This window comes from Pseudomonas sp. LPB0260, from assembly GCF_013388395.1.
This window is the reverse complement of the sequence record NZ_CP058247.1, coordinates 815,124-831,480: the sequence shown is the minus strand read 5'-3', so window position 1 is coordinate 831,480 and position 16,357 is coordinate 815,124. Positions and strand designations below refer to the sequence as shown.

Genomic DNA, 16,357 nt, shown 5'->3' with positions numbered 1-16,357 from the left:
GTGGACCGGGCCGCTGCGCGACCCGTCCCCCTACGATCGGGCTCAGAACACCGAGGCGTAGTCGCCCAGCTCCACCTGCACCGATTTGACCTGGGTGTAGTGCTCCAGGGTGGCCACGCCGTTCTCGCGGCCGACGCCGGACTGCTTGTAGCCGCCGACCGGCATCTCCGCTGGCGACTCGCCCCAGGCGTTGATCCAGCAGATGCCGGCCTGCAGCTGGTGGATGACCCGGTGGGCGCGGGCCAGGTCGCGGGTCACCAGGCCGGCGGCCAGGCCGTACTCGGTGTCGTTGGCGCGGCGGATCACTTCTTCCTCGGTGTCGTAGGCGAGGATGCTCATGACCGGGCCGAAGATCTCCTCGCGCACGATGGTCATCTCGTCGCGGCAGTCGGTGAACACGGTCGGGGCGACATAGGCGCCCCGGGCGTATTCGCCGTCGGTCACGCGCTGGCCGCCACAGAGCAGGCGCGCGCCTTCCTTGCGACCGGTCTCGATGTAGCCGAGCACGCTTTCCATGTGGGCGAAGCTGACCAGCGGGCCGAAGTTGGTGTTGGCATCTTCCGGGTTGCCCAGGCGGATGCGCTGCACGCGCTCGAGCACCTTGGCCTCGAAACGCGCCTGCAGACTGCGCGGGATGAACACCCGGGTGCCGTTGGTGCAGACCTGACCGGAGCTGTAGAAGTTGGCCATCATGGCGATGTCGGCGGCGCGGTTGAGGTCGGCGTCCTCGAAGATGATCAGCGGCGACTTGCCGCCCAGTTCCATGGTCACGTCCTTGAGGGTCGAGCCGGAGGCGCTGGCCATGACCTTCTTGCCGGTGCTGGTGCCGCCGGTGAAGGAGACCTTGGCGATGCCCGGGTGCTCGGTCAGCCACTGGCCGACTTCGCGGCCGCTGCCGGTGAGCACGTTGAACACGCCGTCCGGCAGGCCGGCCTCGGTATAGATCTCGGCCAGCTTGAGCACCGACAGCGGGGTCACTTCGCTCGGCTTGAAGATCATCGCGTTGCCGGCGGCCAGGGCCGGGGCCGACTTCCACAGGGCGATCTGGATCGGGTAGTTCCAGGCGCCGATGCCGGCGACCACGCCCAACGGCTCGCGGCGGGTGTAGACGAAGGACGATTCGCGCAGCGGGATCTGCTGGCCTTCCAGGGCCGGGATCAGGCCGGCGTAGTACTCCAGCACGTCGGCACCGGTGACGATGTCGACCGCCTGGGTCTCGGACAGCGGCTTGCCGGTGTCGAGGGTCTCGAGTGCGGCCAGCTCGTCGTTGCGCTGGCGGAGGATGTCCACGGCCTTGCGCAGGATGCGCGAGCGCTGCATGGCGGTCATCGCCGCCCAGACCTTCTGGCCCTCGGTGGCGCTGGCGACGGCGCGATCGACGTCTTCCTTGCCGGCGCGCTGCACCTGGGCGAGCACTTCGCCGTTGGCCGGGTTGACGGTCTCGAAGCTCGCGCCGCTGCTCGAGTCGGTGTAGCGACCACCAATGTAGAGCTTCTGTTCGTCGAATCGGGCCATGGTCGAATCCTCTTGATTGGCATCTGGATAGGGCCGGCGGGCGGGTTTGTCGCCCCTGGCCGGCTGGCTCGGCGGTATGCTTGTGGCCATGCGCGCCGATCAAAGTGGAAGCCAGCCTACTTTATTTTTATTGAACGCTCAAACAACAAAACTGTTCGGGAACGACAAAGCCTGCTCCGAAAGCGACGGCGCAGACGGCCTCGCGGGGTGCGAGAAATAATTGAAATACGGGGCCGGCCCGTTCGGCGGGGCCGGTTTGCCGTCAGTGCTGGCTGCTGGCCGGATGACGGCTGGTGCGCGCCGGCTGGCTGGCCGGGGGCGAATCGGCCTTGGCCAGTTGCAGGTCGAGGTAGTCGTAGGCGATCTGTACCGCCTGGCGGGTATCGAAGGCCTCGCCGGACAGGGCCCCGCGCAGCCACAGGCCGTCGATCAGCGCCGCCAGGCCGCGGCCCGCGGCGCGGGCCTGGGGCTGCGGCAGGAGCCGGTGGAACTGGCCGCAGAGGTTGGAATACAGGCGATGGTCGTTGATCCGCTGCAGGCGGCGCAGGGCCGGGTGGTGCATGCTCGAGGCCCAGAAGGCCAGCCAGGTCTTCATGGCCGGGCCGTTGACTTGGCTGTCGTCGAAGTTGCTGTCGATGATCGCCCGCAGGTGCGAGCGCGGGCTGTCGTCCTGCAGGCTGGCGCGGCGCTGGCGCACCGCCTGGTTGAGTGCCTGCATCAGGTGGCGCATGGTGGCCTCGAGCAGGCCGTTCTTGTCCTGGAAGTAATGGCTGATGATGCCGTTCGACACCCCGGCCAGGCGGGCGATATAGGCGATGCTGGCATCGCCCATGCCGACCTGGTCGACGGCTTCGAGGGTGGCGGCGATCAGCTGCGAGCGGCGGATCGGCTGCATTCCGACCTTGGGCATCGGTTTCTCCGGCGACAGGGACTTGGCGAGGAAGGACGCAGTCTAGGGCGTTCTTTATTGACCGATCAATAAAGAACGCGTTTTAGGAGACGAATTGTCGCCCGGGGACATGTGTGGCGCGGCGTCCGAAAAGCCCGTGCAGCGAGCTGTTGATCGAGAGCGCGGCTAGGCCTCGGCGACTATGTACTTGAGCAGTTCGACCACCTGTTGCGGGCTCTGCGCTGCGGCGCCCTGGATGATCTGCTGGCGCCAGTCGGTATGGATTTCACCGGATAAGTACACTTTCCAGGTCATGGTCTTCCCGGGTCTGTTCTATCGAATGGATGCCGGCTCTGAGCCGCCGAGTGGCGGACAGTCTGCCACGGCTTGCGCGGCTTTTCATGGGCGGCGGCCTGGGCCTGGCGTCGATGCCGCCTCAAGGCGCGCGCCGTTACGGGCGGTAGGCCAGGGGGAAGCTGCCTGGACGGAAAAACAAAAAAGCGGGCCGAGGCCCGCTTTTTGTATCGCTGAGGTGGCTTACTTCAGCCAGGACTCGACCCGCTCGGGGTTGGCGGCGATCCAGTCCTTGGCGGCCTGCTCCGGCTTGGCGCCGTCGCGGATGGCCAGCATCACCGCACCGATTTCCTCGCTGGTCCAGTTGAACTTCTTGAGGAAGGCGACCGCTTCCGGTGCCTTGTCCTTGAAGCTTGGATTGACCACGGAGTCGACGTGCTCAGCTTCGCCGTAGACGCCCATCGGGTCTTCCAGGAAGCGCAGCTTCCACTTGGCGAACATCCAGTGCGGTACCCAGCCCGGCACCACGATCGCTTCGTTCTTCTTGATGGCGCGCGCCAGGGCGGTGGCCATGGCCGGGCCGGAGCTCGGCATCAGCTTGTAGTCGAGCTTGTACTTCTCGAGGGCTTCCTCGGTGCGGCGCATGATCCCGGCGCCGGCATCGATGCCGGTGATCTTGCCGTCGTAGGCGGCCTTGGTGGCGTTCAGGTCGGCGATGCTCTTGGCTTCGACGTAGTCCGGCACGACCAGGCCGATCTTGGCGTCGTTGTAGTTGGTGCCGAGCACTTCGAGCTGGTCCTTGAACTTGGCGTAATACTCGCCGTGGGTCACCGGCAGCCAGGCGGAGAGCAGGCCGTCGATGTCGCCGCGGGCTACGCCCTGCCACATGATGGCCGGCTCGAGGGGCTTGAGCTCGACGTCGTAGCCGAGCTTGCTTTCCATGATTTCGGCGGCCAGGTAGCTGGTGGCGACGCTGTCGTCCCAGCCGTTGACGAAACCGAAGGTCAGGGTCGGCTTGTCCGCGGCCACGGCGGAGGACATGCCGACTGCCAGGGCGGCGGCGCCGAGGCCTTGGAGGAGGGTCTTGAGTTTGCGCATAGGTGTAACTCCGTCAGGGTGAGTTGCAGTTCTTGTTGGTGTTACTGGCTCGTTCTGATTGCGGGTACTGCGCCGGCCGGTTGCCGGGGCGAAACCCCGGCGACCGGCTGGTCTTCGAGCCACGAACCGGGTCGTGGCTCTGGTCCTTACAGGCCGACGTGCTGCTTGACCGCGGCGACGCCATCCTTGCCGTCATAGGTGGTGACACCGGCCAGCCACTTGTCGAGCATTTCCGGGTTGGCCTTGATCCAGTTCTTCGCCACTTCGACCGGATCTTCCTTCTCCAGCACTTTTTCCATCAGCTGGCTTTCGATCTCGACGCTGAACTGCAGGTTGTTCAGCAGCTTGCCGACGTTGGCACAACGCGCCTCGTAGTCCGGGGTGACCACGGTGTAGACCTTGGCCGCGCCGTAGTCCGGGCCGAACACGTCATCGCCATCGGCCAGGTAGGTGATGTCGTACTGGGTGTTCATCGGGTGCGGGGCCCAGCCGAGGAACACCACCGGCTCCTTCTTCTTCACCGCGCGCTGCACCTGGACCAGCATGCCGGCCTCGCTGGACTCGACCATGCGGAAGCCGCCCATGCCGAACTGGTCGTTCTTGATCATCTGCTCGATCAGCAGGTTGCCGTCGTTGCCCGGCTCGATGCCGTAGATCTTGCCGCCCAGCTCGTCCTTGAACTTGGCGATGTCCTGGAAGCTCTTGAGGCCCGCTTCGGCGGTGTAGGTGGGGACCGCCAGGGTGTACTTGGCGCCTTCCAGGTTCGGCGTCGGCAGCACCTTGACGCCACCGTCCTTGGCGAAGGGCTCGATCACCGCGTCCATGGAGGGCGCCCAGTAGCCGAGGAACACGTCGATCTGGCCTTTCTGCACGCCGGTGAAGGCGATCGGCACCGAGGCCATGATCTTGCGCGGCTGGTAGCCCAGGCCCTCGGTCAGGGTCATGGCGACGCCGGTGGTGGCGGCGATGTCGGCCCAGCCGATCTCGGCGAAACGCACCTGCTTGCAGCTTTCCGGTTCCTGGGCCCAGGCGTTCTGCACCAGGGCGCAGGACAGCAGGCCGAGGCCGGCGATGGTCTTGAGCTTATTCATTAATGACTCCCTGTATGAATGAATTAAGAGGCGTGCTGTTCACTGGCGCTGGAATCGCGCGCTCACCCAGCTGATCAGTCCGCTGCGTGGTTCAGTCTGCTTGGTCCCGAAACTTTCGGTGATGCGGTCGAGAATGATCGCCAGCAACACCACGGCCATGCCGCTCTCGAAGCCTAGACCGATATCCAGGCGCTGGATGCTCGCCAGCACGTCATTGCCCAGGCCGCCGGCACCGACCATGGAGGCGATGATCACCATCGACAGGGCCATCATGATGGTCTGGTTGACCCCGGCCATGATCGACGGCATGGCGTTGGGCAGCTGCACCTTGAACAGCAGCTGGCGGCCGGTGCAGCCGAAGGACTGGCCGGCCTCGACGATCTCCTTGTTGACCTGGCGGATGCCCAGGTTGGTCAGGCGCACGGCCGGCGGCATGGCGAAGATTACCGTGGCGATGATCCCCGGCACGCGGCCGAGGCCGAACAGCATGGCCGCCGGGATTAGGTAGACGAACGCCGGCATGGTCTGCATGAAGTCCAGCACCGGGCGGATGGTGGTGGCCACCCGCTCGCTGCGCGCGGCCCAGATGCCCAGGGGGATGCCCAGCAGCAGGCTGATCAGGGTCGAAGAGAAGGTCAGGCCGAGGGTGACCACGGTCTGCTCCCAGAAGCCGGTCATGACGATGAGGATGAACGACACCGCGGTGAAGGCGGCGAAGCGCGCGCCGATGCGCCACAGGCCGAGGCCGACGAAGATGGCGATCAGCAGCCAGGCCGGCGGAAACATCAGCAGGGCCTCGATGGCCTCGGAGAAACCGGCGACCACGCTGCCGATGCTGTCGAAGGCGCCGCTGTAGTTGTCCAGCAGGTGCTGGACCACATCGTTGACCCAGCTGCCCAGGTCGAGTTTCTTGTCGCTCATGTCATTCTCCCTGCATACGATTCAGCAGGCGGCCCTTGCTGATGGCACCGCTGTAGTGGCCGTTGGCGTCGATCACCGGGATCGGCCCCTCGTTGTCCACCAGGCGTTCGATCACCTGGTCCAGCGGCATGTCTTCGGGGACCGGGTCGATGCGCTTGAGTACGTCGAGATCGAGGCCGCACTGGCTGTTGCCGTCGACCATCAGGGCGATCTTCTCCAGGCTGATGGAGCCGCAGAAACGCTTGTTCTCGTCGACGATGAAGGCGTAGTGCTTGTCCAGCTCCTGCAGCTCCTTGCACACCTTGTTGGCGTCGGGGGCGACGCCGTTGTGCACGTAGAGCGGCACGCTGTCGGCCTTGAGCTGGCCGGCGGTGAGGTAGCGGTTGGTGTCGACGGTGTCGAAGAAGTTGCGCACATAGTCGTTGGCCGGGCTGTCGACCAGTTCCTGGGGGGTGCCGACCTGGATCAGCTTGCCGCCCTCCATGATGCCGATGCGGCTGCCGATGCGCATGGCCTCCTCGATATCGTGGGAGACGAAGATGATGGTGCGCCGATGGGTCTTCTGCAGCTCCAGCAGCAGGTCCTGCATCTCGCGGCGCTTGAGCGGGTCGAGGGCGGAGAAGGCCTCGTCCATGATCATCATCGAGGGGTCTACCGCCAGGGCGCGGGCCAGGCCGACGCGCTGCTGCATGCCGCCGGACAGCTCATGGGGGTACTTGTGGGCGAAGGTGTCCAGGCCGACCTGGGCGAGCACGTCCATGGCGCGCTTCTCGCGCTCCTTGCGGCCGACGCCTGCGACCTCGAGGCCGAAGGCGGCGTTGTCCAGCACGCTGCGCGAGGGCATCAGGGCGAAGGACTGGAAGACCATGCTCATGTCGCGGCGACGCAGGTCGACCAGCTCGGAGGTGGCCATCTTGGCCACGTTCTGGCCGTCGATGTAGACGTCACCGGCACTGGGCTCGATGAGGCGGTTGATCAGGCGGATCAGGGTGGACTTGCCCGAGCCCGAGAGGCCCATGAGGACGAAGATCTCGCCCTCCTCGACGCTGAAGGACACGTCGCTGACGCCGATGACGGCGCCTTTCTCGGCAAGGATCTTGTCCTTGCTCCAACCCTGCTTGAGCAGGTCGATGGCATCCTGTGGGTTTTGGCCGAAGACCTTGTAGAGGTTCTCGACGACGATCTTTCCAGACTTCATGGGAGGTTTCCCCTTCAGTAGACATCCAGACCAGCTACATGGAACCTGATGAGCGCCCTCGGGCCATTCGTCAGGTGATGCCGACTGTTCTTGCCTGTGTGGGTGGTCATGATTTCCGGGTTTGGACAACAGGCTGCAGAACGATGGGGCGGGGTACTCGGACGCCATCGGGGTGTCGCTCCACCGGCCATGGCCGTGGGCGCTACTCGAGTGCGTGGGTGAGTGAACCTTGCTGTGCCGTGCTGCAAACTGCTTTCCAAACCCTCTGGCAGTGTTACGAAGCCCAATCCTTTGGGAAATCACATCTCAACATCGAGATGCGCGTGCATCCGAATTTTCTTGTTAGGCCGGCGCCTAAGTAGGGGTGCCAGCGCTTATCTTTTTCGGTCCAGAGCGGTGGGGCTCCGGTCTGCCAGCTCCCTCGGGGGAGAAGACAGCGACGAGATCGGCTGACTCAACGATATAGGCTTCGAGACGTCGCAATTATCGGTTTGCGACGTCGACGTGTTGGGCGACGACATGCTGTCTGCCTAAAAAAACCTTAACAGACTCGATGGCCCTTTGGCCAAGGCTGCCGACCGCGCCGGGCGCGGTCGGAAGGCCCTGTTCCGGGGTGGAGGCTCCGTATGACGGGGGCTCGGGGGGAGGTTCGGGTGTTCGAAATTAACTACGGCTGGCCGCTGCTAATCGGGCTGCCGTCGCGCTTGCTGACGCCCTGTAGCCATTGCGCACGCACCTGCGGGTTGGCTTTCAACCAGGCCTTGGCTTCGCGCCTGGGGGTGGTGTTCTGGTTGAGAATGGCTTCCATCAGATCGTTCTCCATCTGCAGGCTGAAGCGCAGATTCTTCAGCAGTCGGCCGAGGTTCGGACACTGGCTGGCGTAGTCCTTGCGCACCGCGGTGTAGACGGTGGCGCCGCCCAGGTTGGGGCCGAAGTAGTCGTCGCCGCCGGGCAAGTAGTTCATCTTCAGCTGGTTGTTCATCGGGTGCGGCTCCCAGCCGAGGAACACCGCCGCTTTGCCGAGGTGGTCGGCGCGTTTGACGTGCAGGATCATGTCCGATTCGCTGGACTCCACCAGCTTGAAGTCGCTGAGATCGAAGGCATTCTTCTCGATCATCTGCTGGATCGTCTTGTTGGCGCTGTTGCCCGGCTCGATGCCGTGGATCTTGCCGCCCAGGGCTTTCTTGAACTTGGCGATGTCCTCGAAGCTCCTGATCCCCGCGTCGAAGCCGGCCTGGTTGACCGCCAGGGTGTACTTGGCGCCTTCCAGGTTGACCGCGATGAGCTCGATCGAGCCGTCATCCAGATAGGGGCGTATGCCCTTTTCCGAGCTGGGCATCCACAGGTCGAGGAATACATCGAGGTCATTGTTGCGCAGGGCGTCGTAGGTCTCCGGCACGGACAGGCGCTTGATCTGCGTGCGGTAGCCCAGTTCGCTGAGCAGCAGACGGGTGACGGCGTTGGTCACGATCAGATCGGTCCAGCCGACATCGGCCAGGCGCACCCGGTCGCAGGCCGCGGGATCGGCCGCCTGGGCCAGCAACGGCGTGCTCAGCGCGGCCGCCAGGAGAAAGCTCTTGTATCGGGTCATGGGCATATCCAAGTCACCGTTGACGGATTCCCTGCCGCTCCGGGACGGGCGGGGCGTGTGGCCCTGGGCGAGGCACGCGATGGGTTGCCGGCCGGCGCATGGGCGCCTGGATCATGGCGCCGGAAGTTGGTTGGTGCCTATGCGCGAAGTCGCATACGGAACGATTTTGTCGCGGATCGCATGGCTCATGGAGAGAAATGCGCACTGGATCACGCTTGCCGGACGGCCCGTCGGGCAGTCCCGTTCGAGGGCTGACGGATTTGGACACAGGCGAGTCGGTATGGGACTCCTGAGTGCTGGCGAAATCTTGATGATGGCGGCATTGCAGCACCCCGTTCAGGAGATTGTCGTGGCTATTAGTGTGTTCGACCTGTTCAAGATCGGTATCGGGCCTTCCAGCTCCCATACCGTCGGCCCCATGCGCGCCGCGGCGCTGTTCGTCGGCGCCCTGCGCGAGCGTCGCCTGCTCGAGCGCGTGGGTCGTATCGAAGTGCGCCTGTACGGTTCGCTGTCGGCCACCGGGGTCGGTCACGGCAGCGACACCGCGGTGATCATGGGCCTGATGGGCGAGTGGCCCGACAGCATCGACCCGAGCCAGATCGCTCCGCGTATCGAGGCGCTGCGCGCCAGCGGCCAGCTGCAGCTGGACGGGCGCCTGGCGGTGGCCTTCGACTGGCAGCGCGACATGCTGCTGTTGGAGGAGAACCTGCCGTACCACCCCAATGCCATGACGCTGACGGCGTTCTGCGGCGAAGGCCGCGAGCTGCACGCTGACACCTATTACTCGATCGGCGGCGGCTTCGTGGTCGACGCCGAACAGGCCGCCGCCGGCCAGCTGGATCAGGACAGCACCCGGCTGCCCTACGACTTCAACAGCGCCGCCGAGCTGCTGAGCCTGTGCAAGCAGCACGGCCTGCGCGTGTCGCAGTTGATGATGGAGAACGAGAAGGCCTGGCGCAGCGAGGCGGAGATCCGCGCCGGCCTGATGCGCCTGTGGCAGGCCATGCGCGACTGCGTGGACAACGGCCTGAAGCACGAGGGCATCCTGCCCGGCGGCCTCAACGTCAAGCGCCGCGCCGCCAAGCTGCACCGCAGCCTGCAGGAGATGAGCAAGCCCAACGTGATCGGCTCGACCCTGAGCGGCATGGAGTGGGTCAACCTGTTCGCCCTGGCGGTGAACGAGGAAAACGCCGCCGGCGGGCGCATGGTCACCGCGCCGACCAATGGCGCGGCCGGGATCATCCCGGCGGTGCTGCACTACTACGTGCGCTTCAGCCCGGCGGTGAGCGAGGCCGACGTGGTCGACTACCTGCTGGCGGCCGCGGCCGTGGGCATCCTGTGCAAGAAGAACGCCTCGATCTCCGGCGCCGAAGTGGGCTGCCAGGGCGAGGTCGGCTCGGCCTGCGCCATGGCCGCCGCGGGCCTGGCGGAGATCCTCGGCGCCACCCCGGAGCAGCTGGAGAACGCCGCCGAGATCGGCCTGGAGCACAACCTCGGGCTGACCTGCGACCCGGTCGGCGGCCTGGTCCAGGTGCCGTGCATCGAGCGCAACGCGATCGCCGCGGTGAAGGCGATCAACGCCGCACAGATGGCCCTGCGCGGCGACGGCGAGCACTTCATCTCGCTCGACCGGGTGATCCGCACCATGCGCGATACCGGTGCCGACATGCACGACAAGTACAAGGAAACCTCGCGCGGTGGCCTGGCGGTCAGCGCGGTCGAGTGTTGAGTCGCGAAGGGTCTGTGCGCGACTAGTATCAAGGCAGCGGAGCGGTCGCTGCCGCTGCCCTTTCTGGTGCGTGGCAACAGCCACTGCGCCCGATTTCGGGGCGTGCCGCCGGTCGCTTCTCGGCTAATCTGAAGCGACCGCTGGGTCAATTGCCGGACCGTTGGTCTGTTACCGGTGTTACCAGACGGAAGGCTGGGGTGACAATCTGTCGCACCCGCAGTGCTACTGAAATGCTCAGGCGCTCGGGCGTCTGAGCATTTGCCGTCGCAGGTAGGATGATTCTGTCGCTCTTGGGAAGGCTGAATGGCACGTGGATTGGATGTTGTTCATTTTTTATTGAACAGACAATCAAATTAGGCACGGCGTTTGCCTTGTGATTCATACCGGTCTGGGTATGTCACATACCAGAACAACAAGATCAATGAAGAGCCTCGCCACGAAGGCTCGAATACGTGCTCAGCGTGAGGGTTTCTCTGATGTCGCAGTCCAACCAAGGGGCCCAGCCCCAGAACCGTGTTCCTCAGTCCATTGGTTTCCTGCTACTGGACAACTTCACCCTGATTTCCCTGGCTTCGGCCGTGGAACCCTTGCGCATGGCCAACCAGCTCTCCGGCAAGGAGTTGTATCGCTGGTACACCCTGACCCAGAGCGGCCTGCCGGTAAGCGCCAGCGATGGCCTGCAGATCACCCCTGATGCCGGCCTGGACAATGCCCCGGCGCTGGACGCGGTGATCGTCTGCGGCGGCGTGGATATCCAGCACAGCGTCACTCGCGAGCACCTGCACTGGCTGCAGGTGCAGGGCCGTCACGGTCTCCAGCTCGGCGGTGTGTGCACCGGCAGCTGGGCGCTGGCCAAGGCCGGCCTGCTCGACGGCTTCGACTGCAGCGTGCACTGGGAATTCCTCGCGGCGATGCAGGAGGCCTTCCCCCGCGCCGCCATCAGCACCCGCCTGTTTTCCATCGACCGCACCCGCTGCACCTCGTCCGGCGGCACCGCGCCGATGGACATGATGCTGCACCTGATCGGCCGCGAGCACGGCCGCGAACTGGCCGCGGCAATCTCCGAGATGTTCATCTACGAGCGCATCCGCAACGAGCAGGATCACCAGCGCGTGCCGCTCAAGCACATGCTCGGCACCAACCAGCCGAAGCTGCAGGAGATCGTCGCGCTGATGGAAGCCAACCTGGAAGAGCCGATCGACCTCGACGAGCTGGCCTGCTACGTCGACGTGTCGCGCCGCCAGCTCGAGCGCCTGTTCCAGAAGTACCTGCACTGCTCGCCGTCGCGCTACTACCTGAAGCTGCGGTTGATCCGTGCACGCCAGTTGCTAAAGCAGACCTCGATGTCGATCATCGAAGTCGCCTCGGTGTGCGGCTTCGTCTCCACCCCGCACTTCTCCAAGTGCTACCGCGAGTACTTCGGCATTCCGCCTCGCGATGAGCGCGCCGGCCAGACCTCCAGCAACGTGGTGGCCCTGGTGCCGATGCCGGAGGACCTGATGCGCCCGTCCTCGTCCACCGCCATGACCGCGCTGACCCGCGCCCAGGGCGAATCGACCTTCGCCAGCGTACGCCTGTACCCCAACCGCCCGGTCTGACCGCAGGCAGAAAAAAGGGGCGCTCGATGCGCCCCTTTTTCATGCCCGGCAGTTGCGTCTCAGCGCGGCACCAGGGCTGGCAGCAGGTGGCGGGAGATCGCCTCGCGCACGGTCGGCAGCAGGGTGGCGTTGCCGCCCAGCAGCTCCTCGACCAGCCGGCGCAGGGCCTGCGCGCGGTCCGGGCTGAGGCCCTGAACCGCGTACTCGCAGGCCTGCTCGGCGCTGACGCCGGGCGGAATGGAGAGGCCCAGCGCCACCAGGCGGTCGCGGAAGTCCTCTTGGTCGATCAGGTCGGCATGCATCATGGCTCGCTATGCTCCGTCGGTTTAACGGCCGGTGCCGCGCCTTAGCGCAGCACCCCTTCTTCAATCAGAAGCTTGAAGATAGCCTCGGCGCCTTCCTGTGGCGAGACATCTTTGAGCACCTTGCCGCCGCCGCCGGATGCCTTGGCCGTGGCCGCCTTCATCCGTTCGGCGCCGGTCTTGGCCTTGATCACCTTGAGCCGCTTGGGCCGCGGGCGGGCCGGCTGCAGTTGGGCTTCGGCGAGCAGGTTGTCCTCGATGATGGTCACGTCCTCGGCGCGCAGCTGGCCGCGACGGGCCGGGCCGAAGGCGCTCTGGCGCGCGGTCGGGGCGGCGTTGTCGACGCAGGCGAGGAACGGCAGGCGCACCCGCAGGCGGCGCCGCTGGCCGCGGGGCAGGGCTTGCAGCACCTGGGCCACGCCATTCTCGACCTTCTCCACCTCGGCCAGGCCGACCACCAGGGGCCAGCCCAGGCGCTCGGCCAGGAGGAAGGGCAGCAGCCCCGAGCCTTCGCCGGTTTCCGCCTGGCTGCCGGTCAGCACCAGTTGGGCGCCGGCCTCCTGCAGGTAGCGGGTCAGCACCGGCAGGGCATCGGCCTGCTTGGGTTGTTCGAGTACCGCCATTTCCGCCAGGCCCATGCCCAGGTAGGCGCGCAGCGCCTCTTCCTGGGGATCGCCGGCGTGCAGCACCTGCAGCTTGTCGCCGGCCAGGCGCAGGCCCAGCTCGACGGCGCGCGAGTCCTGCTCGGCGCGGCGGGCGCGGCCCGAGGTCGGGTGGGCGCCGACCGAGACCAGGGTGATGATGTTCAAGTCAGTCATGGCACACCCGCAGCCCGGAACGAGTCCGGGAAATAGTTTCGAACGGCCCGGAGCAGGTCCGGGCGGCGAGAGCGTCAGGCCGCATCACGGGCACCTCCCTGGCGATAGGCGTGGACCTTGTCCATCAGCGCCGCAAGGATCTGCGCCGAGTCGCCGATCACCGACAGGTCGGCGCGCTTGATCATGTCGCAGCCCGGGTCCATGTTCACCGCCACCACCTTGTCGCAGGCACCGATGCCCTGCAGGTGCTGGATGGCGCCGGAGATGCCCACCGCCAGGTAGACCCGCGCGGTGACCCAGGTACCGGTGGCGCCGACCTGGCGGTTGCGCGGCATGAAGCCGTCGTCCACTGCCACGCGCGAGGCGCCTTCTGTGGCGCCGAGGACCTGGGCGGCCTGGTGGAACTGCTGCCAGTCCTTGACCCCGTTGCCGCCGGAGAGGATGAACTCGGCCTCGGCCATGGGGATCAGGGCCGGGTCGACGGCCACCGCGCCGAGGTCTTCGATGCGCGGCAGGCTGTGGGCGATCTTGCCCTCCAGTTCCAGCGCTCGGGCCTCGTGGCGGGTGTCGCTGACCGGCTCGGCGCACTCGGCGGCGGCCAGGATCAGCCGCGGCGCCGGGCGCACCAGGTCCTGCTGGCCGGCACCGGCACGGCCGATGCACTGGCCGTCGGCAACCTGCCAGACGCGGGTGGCCGGACGCTCGCCGAGCTTGGCGGCCAGACGCCGGCCGAGTTCGCCGCCACCGGTGCGGCTGTCGGGCAGCAGCCAGTGGCGTGGCGACAGCTGGCTTTCCACGGCGCTGAGGGCCAGTACGCGCTGCTCCGGGGCGTAGCCATCGAAGGCCTCGCCGTCGATCAGCAGCAGGCGATCGACGCCGGCGGTATCGAAGGCGCCTTCCTTGTGCTCGCCGAATACCACGGCCACCACCGCGCCGCCGTCGCTGGCCAGCTTGTGGGCCAGGCCGAGCAGGTCCTTGTCATGGGCCGACAGGCGGCCGCCGACCATGTCCGGGACCACGGCGATGTAGAACGCCGGCTGCTCGACCACGTGCAGCGGCAGCTGGACCTCGGCGCTGGCCGTTACGCGCTTCTGGCTGCCGCCCTGCTGGGCGCCGCTGCGGTCGATGCGCTTGATGCCGTTGGGGCCGATAAAGCCGACCGCATGGGGGTTCTTGCGGATGACGCCGTTAGGCCCCATCCAGCTGGTCTGCGCCACCTGCATGGCCGCGTGCAGCGGATGCAGGCGGTTGCGGGCGATCCATTCGGCGCGGGGATCGCGGCGGATAATGTCGCTCATCAATGCACCTCCAGGGCTTCAGGCTTGGCGGGCGCCGGCTGCTTGGCCGGGGCGGGTGTCTCCAGCAGCACGTCGGCGACCAGCTCGGCGATGTCCTTGATCTGCGGCCGCGGTTCGACCACGCCTTCGAGCATGGCGGTGCACTGCGGGCAGCCCACGGCCACCAGCTCGGCGCCGGTCTCCTTGATGTCGACCATGCGCATGTCGGGAATCCGCTGCTTGCCGGGGATGTCGGTGATCGGCGCGCCGCCGCCACCGCCGCAGCAACGCGAGCGGAAGCCGGAGCGTTCCATTTCCTTCACTTCGATACCGATGGCCTTGAGCACGGCGCGCGGCGCCTCATACTCGCCGTTGTAGCGGCCCAGGTAGCATGGGTCGTGGTAGGTGACGCTGCCGCCCTTGTGCTGGCCGAGGCTGAGTTGCTGGCCGCTGATCAGTTCTTCCATGTAGGTGCTGTGGTGCAGTACCTGGTAGTGGCCGCCGAGGGCGCCGTACTCGTTCTTCAGCACGTGGAAGCTGTGCGGATCGCAGGTGACGATCTTCTTGAAGCGGTACTGGCTCATGGTGGCGATGTTGCGCTTGGCCAGCTGCTGGAAGGTCGCCTCGTCGCCCAGGCGTCGGGCCACGTCGCCGCTGTCGCGCTCTTCCAGGCCGAGCACGGCGAAGTCGACGTTGGCGGCCTTCATGACCTTGACGAAGGCGCGCAGGGTGCGCTGGTTGCGCATGTCGAAGGCGCCATCACCGACCCAGAACAGCACCTCGGCTTCCTTCTTCTCGCTCATCAGCGCCAGGTTGAGGTCGGCGGCCCAGTTCAGGCGGCCGCCCGGGGCGAAGCCGCCGGGGTTGTCGGTGGCGATCAGGTTGTCCAGCACCTCGGCGCCCTTGTTCGGCGTGGCGCCTTTTTCCAGGGTCAGGTGGCGGCGCATGTCGACGATGGCGTCGACGTGCTCGATCATCATCGGGCACTCCTCGACGCAGGCGCGACAGGTGGTGCAGGACCACAGGGTGTCGGCCTCGACCAGGCCCTTGCCGCCCTGGACCACGATCGGCTGGTGCGGACCGCCGCCGTGCTCGCCCACCGGGATGCCCGGGTAGGGGCTGCCGGCGAACTTGGCGTCGGTGCCGCCGGCCAGGCCGATGACCATGTCCTGGATCAGCTTCTTCGGGTTCAGCGGCTGGCCGGCGGCGAAGGCCGGGCAGACCGCCTCGCACTTGCCGCACTGCACGCAGGCGTCGAAGCCGAGCAGCTGGTTCCAGGTGAAGTCGGTGGGTTTTTCCACGCCCAGCGGTGCTTTGACATCGTCCAGGTTGAGCGGCTTGAGCCCGGTGGAGCGACCGCCGCCGAAGCGCTCGGCGCGGCGGTGCCAGGCCAGGTGCAGGGCACCGGCGAAGGCGTGCTTCATCGGCCCGCCCCAGGTCATGCCGAGGAACAGCTCGGACACGCCCCAGGCCACGCCGACGGCGAGGATGAGGGCGAGGATCCAGCCGCCGAAATCGGCCGGGAGGATGCCGGCCACCGGCAGGGTGGCAATGAAGAAGCTCACCGAGAACATCAGCAGGCTCTTCGGCAGGCGGTTCCACGGGCCCTTGGACAGGCGCGCCGGGGGATTCTTGCGGCGCTTGGCGACGAACAGCGCGCCGACGAACATCAGCACCGTGGCGGCCAGCAGGGCGAAGCCGAGGATCTTGCTGTGCAGGCCGAAACCGTGCACCAGGATCGCCAGCACGGCGGCCAGGACGAAGCCGCCGGCCGTGGCCACGTGGGTCTTGGACATGTATTTGTCGCGCTCGACCACGTGGTGCAGGTCGACCAGGTAGCGACGGGGCATGGCCAGCAGGCCACCGATCCAGTCGACCTGGGCCGGCTTGCCGCGGCGCCACATCAGGAAGCGCTTGGCTGCGCCGAGCACGGCCAGGGCCAGCGCGGCAAACAGCAGAATGGGGAGAATGGTGTTCAACATCGTTTGGTCTCCTTGCCGGGACCTGAGAGCGGCGTCAATCCAGTCACCTCGCCC

Annotated in this window: 14 protein-coding genes; 2 read left to right on the top strand and 12 right to left on the bottom strand. The window is 66.3% G+C overall.

All coding sequences use genetic code 11. The annotated features are described in order from the left end of the window. Positions 1 to 42 precede the first annotated feature (42 nt). The 8 genes from betB to choX all read right to left on the bottom strand — a co-directional run bounded on the left by betB (position 43) and on the right by choX (position 8,597). Positions 43 to 1,515, bottom strand: coding sequence for a betaine-aldehyde dehydrogenase (gene betB / locus LPB260_RS03550; protein ID WP_208707261.1), 1,473 nt, complete (start codon positions 1,513 to 1,515; stop codon positions 43 to 45). Positions 1,516 to 1,777: 262 nt separating this feature from the next. Further along, positions 1,778 to 2,425: a transcriptional regulator BetI gene (gene betI, locus LPB260_RS03545; protein WP_208707260.1), complete on the bottom strand. Its 648-nt coding sequence runs from the start codon at positions 2,423 to 2,425 to the stop codon at positions 1,778 to 1,780. Between the two features lie 165 nt (positions 2,426 to 2,590). Continuing rightward, positions 2,591 to 2,719 carry a YtoQ family protein gene (locus tag LPB260_RS28905; protein WP_218281503.1) on the bottom strand — a complete coding sequence of 43 codons (129 nt, stop codon included), beginning with the start codon at positions 2,717 to 2,719 and terminating at the stop codon, positions 2,591 to 2,593. Positions 2,720 to 2,941: 222 nt separating this feature from the next. After that, on the bottom strand, positions 2,942 to 3,796 hold the full coding sequence (locus LPB260_RS03535; protein ID WP_208707259.1) for a glycine betaine ABC transporter substrate-binding protein: 855 nt from the start codon (positions 3,794 to 3,796) through the stop codon (positions 2,942 to 2,944). Positions 3,797 to 3,942: 146 nt separating this feature from the next. Then, on the bottom strand, positions 3,943 to 4,887 hold the full coding sequence (locus tag LPB260_RS03530; protein ID WP_208707258.1) for a choline ABC transporter substrate-binding protein: 945 nt from the start codon (positions 4,885 to 4,887) through the stop codon (positions 3,943 to 3,945). Between the two features lie 39 nt (positions 4,888 to 4,926). Further along, the gene (locus LPB260_RS03525) at positions 4,927 to 5,808 is read right to left on the bottom strand and encodes a proline/glycine betaine ABC transporter permease (RefSeq protein ID WP_208707257.1); all 882 of its coding nucleotides are present in this window, start codon (positions 5,806 to 5,808) and stop codon (positions 4,927 to 4,929) included. A gap of 1 nt (position 5,809) precedes the next feature. After that, positions 5,810 to 7,006, bottom strand: a complete 1,197-nt coding sequence (locus LPB260_RS03520; RefSeq protein WP_208707256.1) for a glycine betaine/L-proline ABC transporter ATP-binding protein — start codon at positions 7,004 to 7,006, stop codon at positions 5,810 to 5,812. 667 nt (positions 7,007 to 7,673) lie between these two features. Further along, positions 7,674 to 8,597: a choline ABC transporter substrate-binding protein gene (gene choX / locus LPB260_RS03515; RefSeq protein WP_208707255.1), complete on the bottom strand. Its 924-nt coding sequence runs from the start codon at positions 8,595 to 8,597 to the stop codon at positions 7,674 to 7,676. A 349-nt stretch (positions 8,598 to 8,946) separates the two neighbouring features. On the opposite strand from choX, the gene LPB260_RS03510 reads away from it, so the two are divergent. Next, positions 8,947 to 10,326: an L-serine ammonia-lyase gene (locus LPB260_RS03510; RefSeq protein ID WP_208707254.1), complete on the top strand. Its 1,380-nt coding sequence runs from the start codon at positions 8,947 to 8,949 to the stop codon at positions 10,324 to 10,326. Between the two features lie 476 nt (positions 10,327 to 10,802). After that, positions 10,803 to 11,924 (top strand): GlxA family transcriptional regulator, encoded by a 1,122-nt coding sequence (locus LPB260_RS03505; RefSeq protein WP_208707253.1) that lies wholly within the window; start codon positions 10,803 to 10,805, stop codon positions 11,922 to 11,924. Positions 11,925 to 11,983: 59 nt separating this feature from the next. On the opposite strand, the gene LPB260_RS03500 is transcribed toward LPB260_RS03505, so the two are convergent. From LPB260_RS03500 to dgcB, 4 genes are all read right to left on the bottom strand, one after another. Next, positions 11,984 to 12,229, bottom strand: coding sequence for a hypothetical protein (locus LPB260_RS03500; RefSeq protein WP_208707252.1), 246 nt, complete (start codon positions 12,227 to 12,229; stop codon positions 11,984 to 11,986). 41 nt (positions 12,230 to 12,270) lie between these two features. Further along, positions 12,271 to 13,044 (bottom strand): electron transfer flavoprotein subunit beta, encoded by a 774-nt coding sequence (locus LPB260_RS03495; RefSeq protein ID WP_208707251.1) that lies wholly within the window; start codon positions 13,042 to 13,044, stop codon positions 12,271 to 12,273. Positions 13,045 to 13,118: 74 nt separating this feature from the next. Beyond that, complete coding sequence (locus LPB260_RS03490) at positions 13,119 to 14,342, bottom strand: electron transfer flavoprotein subunit alpha/FixB family protein (RefSeq protein ID WP_208707250.1); 1,224 nt, start codon at positions 14,340 to 14,342, stop codon at positions 13,119 to 13,121. Beyond that, on the bottom strand, positions 14,342 to 16,303 hold the full coding sequence (gene dgcB, locus LPB260_RS03485) for a (Fe-S)-binding protein (protein ID WP_208707249.1): 1,962 nt from the start codon (positions 16,301 to 16,303) through the stop codon (positions 14,342 to 14,344). Before dgcB ends, LPB260_RS03490 begins: the two co-directional genes overlap by 1 nt. Positions 16,304 to 16,357 lie beyond the last annotated feature (54 nt).